Raw genomic sequence first — 3745 nt, 5'->3', positions numbered from 1 at the left:
AACCCGCCTGCGCCATGGGATCAGCGGACTGCAAGGAGGTTGTGTCATGAAATCATCGAAAATATCCGCCATATTCGCCATCGCGGTTCTGGCCTCGATCGGCAGCGCACCTGTCATGGCGGCGTCGCCAGTGACCGCTCCGGAATCCGTCGTGACCCACTACAAGACGGCCATGGTCGAGGGAGTCAGCATCTTTTATCGCGAGGCGGGTCCCGCGAACGGCCCGATCGTTCTGCTGCTGCACGGCTTCCCGACTTCGTCGCACATGTTTAGAAATTTGATCCCTCTGTTGGCGGATCGCTACCACGTCATCGCCCCGGATTATCCAGGCTTCGGACAGAGCGCCTCGCCCGACCATGCGCAGTTCACCTACAGCTTCGGCCATTACGCCGATCTGGTCGATGGCCTGCTCGCCGATTTGAAGGTGCAGCGCTACGCGATGTACGTCATGGACTACGGCGCGCCGGTCGGGTATCGCCTCGCCCTCAAGCATCCCGATCGCGTCAGCGCCTTGATCGTTCAGAACGGTAATGCCTATAGCGAGGGGCTCAAGGCGTTCTGGGATCCGATCAAGGCGTACTGGGCCGACGGCTCGGCGGCACACCGCGAAGCGCTCAATTTCCTCGTCGCGCCCGAGACGACGAAATTCCAGTACACCGACGGAGTGCAGGACCTCTCACGCATCGATCCCGACAACTGGCTTCACGACCAGGCGCTGCTCGATCGGCCCGGTAATCGCGACATCCAATTGGACCTGTTCCACGACTACGGCTCGAACGTTCCGCTGTATCCTCAATTCCAGGCGTTCTTTCGTCAATACAAGCCGCCGACTTTGATCGTTTGGGGCAGGAACGACAAGATTTTCCCCGCGGACGGCGCCGGCCCCTACCTTCGTGACCTGCCGAACGCCGAACTTCACCTGCTCGATACCGGACACTTCGCGCTTGAAGACAAGCTCGATGAAATGGCGCCGCTCATCCATGGCTTTCTTGACCGTATCCTCTGATCGCGAGAGAGTAGCCGACCAGGCGAGCGACTTTTCGGCAACGCCATCTGACAGCGAAAGGATATGGCCATGGGCATCGTAAAGACAAAAGACGGCGTCGATATTTTCTACAAGGACTGGGGCAAAGGACAGCCCATCGTGTTCAGCCATGGCTGGCCTCTGTCAGCCGATGACTGGGACACCCAGATGCTGTTCTTCCTCGGCCACGGCTATCGCGTCATCGCCCATGACCGCCGCGGCCACGGCCGCTCGACCCAAACCGGCGACGGCCATGACATGGATCACTACGCGGACGACCTCGCCGCGTTGACGACGCATCTCGATCTGCAAAACGCGATTCACGTCGGTCATTCGACCGGCGGCGGCGAGGTGGTGCACTATCTGGCGCGACACGGCGAGAGTCGCGTGACGAAGGCGGCCATCATCAGCGCGGTGCCGCCCTTGATGCTGAAGACGCCGGCCAATCCGAACGGCCTTCCGAAGGAAGTGTTCGACGGATTGCAGGCGCAGCTCGCGGCCAGCCGCGCCAAATTCTATCGCGACCTTCCCGAAGGTCCTTTCTACGGCTTCAACCGGCCGGGCGCCAAGGCGTCGGAGGGCGTCATCGGCAACTGGTGGCGCCAGGGCATGATCGGCGGCGCCAAGGCGCATTACGACGGCATTGTGGCCTTCTCCCAGACCGATTTCACCGAAGACCTCAAGAAGATCACCGTGCCGGTCCTGGTCATGCACAGCGAGGACGATCAGATCGTCCCCTACATCGCCTCGGGACCCCTGTCGGCCAAGCTTCTCAAGAATGGTACGTTGAAGACCTACAAGGACTTCCCGCACGGTATGCCGACGACGCACGCCGAGACGATCAACGCCGACTTGCTGGCTTTCCTCCGCTCCTGACGTTCGATTGGGGGAATTTCGCTAGGAAAAGGAAAGCGAGGGCGAAGTGACCGACAAAGCTCCGCGGCGCATTGCCGGAATCGTACCGGCGACCGGAGAAAGGCCGATCTTCGAGGTCGGCGACCGCGTCAGAGTGATGACACGCGAGCCGGTTGGCCACTACCGGGTACCCACCTATCTACGCGGCAAGGTGGGGGTGGTCGACGCGGTGATCGAACCCGCCGCCGTCGACAATGAAGAAGAAGCCTACGGCCGCAATGCGGGTTCGCGGCGGCACTACTACCGAATCTCGGTGCCGATGACTTCGATCTGGCCGGGCTATGCGGGGTCGCCGCGCGACGACCTGCGGATCGAAGTGTTCGAGACCTGGCTGGAAAGGATCTAGGCGATGATAGAGCACGATCACAATCATGATCATGGCCATGCGCACGCCGAGATCGTTCACGCGGCACGGCCCGGGTATTACGACATCATGGAGACCGCGGTTCGCGAACTCCTCATCGAGAAGCAATTGTTCGGTCCCGACGAGATTCGCCGTCAGATCGAGGTCTTGGATTCGCGGACGCCGGCGCTCGGCGCGAAGGTCGTGGCCCGTGCCTGGGTCGATCCCGAATTCCGCTCGCGGCTGCTTGCGAACGGCCGCGCCGGCTGCGAGGAACTGGGGATCACTTTCTATGACGACACTCAGCTCATCGTTCTCGAAAATACCGGCGCGGTGCACAACCTCATCGTCTGCACGCTGTGCTCCTGCTACCCGCGACCCGTGTTGGGGCTGCCGCCGGATTGGTACAAGCTGAAAGCGTATCGCTCGCGCGCGGTTTACGAACCCCGCGCCGTGCTCGCCGAGTTCGGCACGCACATCCCGGATGACGTTGAGGTCAGGGTCAGCGATTCGACCGCGATCGTTCGGTATTTGGTTCTGCCCAAACGTCCGGACGGCACAGAACACTACAGCGAGGAGCAACTTGCCGCGCTGGTCACGCGCGACGCGATGATCGGGGTCATCCCTGTCACCATCGGGAGCGGCCAATGACCGACACCAGGCATCTTCTCAATCGTTTGCCCAACGACATCGGCGGACTGCCGGCCGACCCGATTCAGCGCACCGATCACGAGCTTGAGCCCTGGGAGAAGCGCTGCCACGCGCTCGCCGACGTCCTCGACTTTCACAAGATCATCAATACGGAGGAGAAACGCCGCGGCGTCGAAGCGCTCGGCGCCGAAATGGTCGGCAAGCTTGCCTACTATGAACGCTGGATCGCGGCCTTCGCCAACATCCTTTTCCAGAAAGGCATCCTGACGCCGAGCGAGCTCGCGCGAAAGATGGACGAGGTTGGGGCTCGGTGCGAACTTGATAACGCGGAGCGAACGACGTGACTGCACAGGAGAGAGGGGGAGCGGAGCCGACCTCGACCTGCCGAGCATCTCCGCGCGGGCTTCCCGGTGGATTTCGCAACAGTATTATATACCCTACACCCTGTTAATCTCCTGTATTAACAGAGGCAAAAAGTCGTGGCCTACCTCTTCCACGCCATCTTCAACACCGGCCGCCCCGATGTCGGATTGACGTCGTCGCCGGCACCGACAAAACCGTTGCGCCGGTAGAAGCGGATGGCTCTGAGGTTGTCGGTGTTGACCAACAGCGTGATGCCGTCGGGCGACAGGCGTTTGGCTTCGTTGACCAGCGCCTTGGCGATGTCGGAACCCCAGTGGTCCGGAGCGACGACCAGCTGATCGAGATAACCCGAGGCGTCGATGGTGACGAAGCCGACCAGGGCGGCTTCCTGCTCCGCAACCATGATCGCCGCCTTCGGCACCAGTTCGCAGCGCCAGCGTTCGCGCCAC

Annotated in this window: 6 protein-coding genes; 5 read left to right on the top strand and 1 reads right to left on the bottom strand. The window is 61.5% G+C overall.

Annotated features, from left to right (window positions below; genetic code table 11):
• Positions 1-172 precede the first annotated feature (172 nt).
• From ABSG20_RS32005 to ABSG20_RS31985, 5 genes are all read left to right on the top strand, one after another.
• The gene (locus tag ABSG20_RS32005; RefSeq protein WP_423868453.1) at positions 173-1006 is read left to right on the top strand and encodes an alpha/beta fold hydrolase; all 834 of its coding nucleotides are present in this window, start codon (positions 173-175) and stop codon (positions 1004-1006) included.
• Between the two features lie 69 nt (positions 1007-1075).
• Positions 1076-1900: an alpha/beta fold hydrolase gene (locus tag ABSG20_RS32000; protein ID WP_423868452.1), complete on the top strand. Its 825-nt coding sequence runs from the start codon at positions 1076-1078 to the stop codon at positions 1898-1900.
• Between the two features lie 46 nt (positions 1901-1946).
• Positions 1947-2285, top strand: coding sequence for an SH3-like domain-containing protein (locus tag ABSG20_RS31995; protein ID WP_423868451.1), 339 nt, complete (start codon positions 1947-1949; stop codon positions 2283-2285).
• Positions 2286-2288: 3 nt separating this feature from the next.
• Positions 2289-2933 (top strand): nitrile hydratase subunit alpha, encoded by a 645-nt coding sequence (locus tag ABSG20_RS31990; protein ID WP_423868450.1) that lies wholly within the window; start codon positions 2289-2291, stop codon positions 2931-2933.
• Positions 2930-3277, top strand: coding sequence for a nitrile hydratase (locus ABSG20_RS31985; protein WP_423868449.1), 348 nt, complete (start codon positions 2930-2932; stop codon positions 3275-3277). The genes ABSG20_RS31990 and ABSG20_RS31985 overlap by 4 nt, the downstream gene beginning before the upstream one ends.
• Positions 3278-3417: 140 nt before the next feature.
• Here ABSG20_RS31985 and ABSG20_RS31980 read toward each other — a convergent pair.
• On the bottom strand, positions 3418-3745 hold a 328-nt coding region (locus tag ABSG20_RS31980), incomplete at its 5' end, for a GNAT family N-acetyltransferase (RefSeq protein ID WP_423868448.1).

Source organism: Bradyrhizobium sp. (assembly GCF_049512235.1).
Lineage (GTDB): Bacteria > Pseudomonadota > Alphaproteobacteria > Rhizobiales > Xanthobacteraceae > Bradyrhizobium.
The sequence above is the reverse complement of the archived record's forward strand: the minus strand, read 5'-3'. Positions and strand labels throughout refer to the sequence as shown.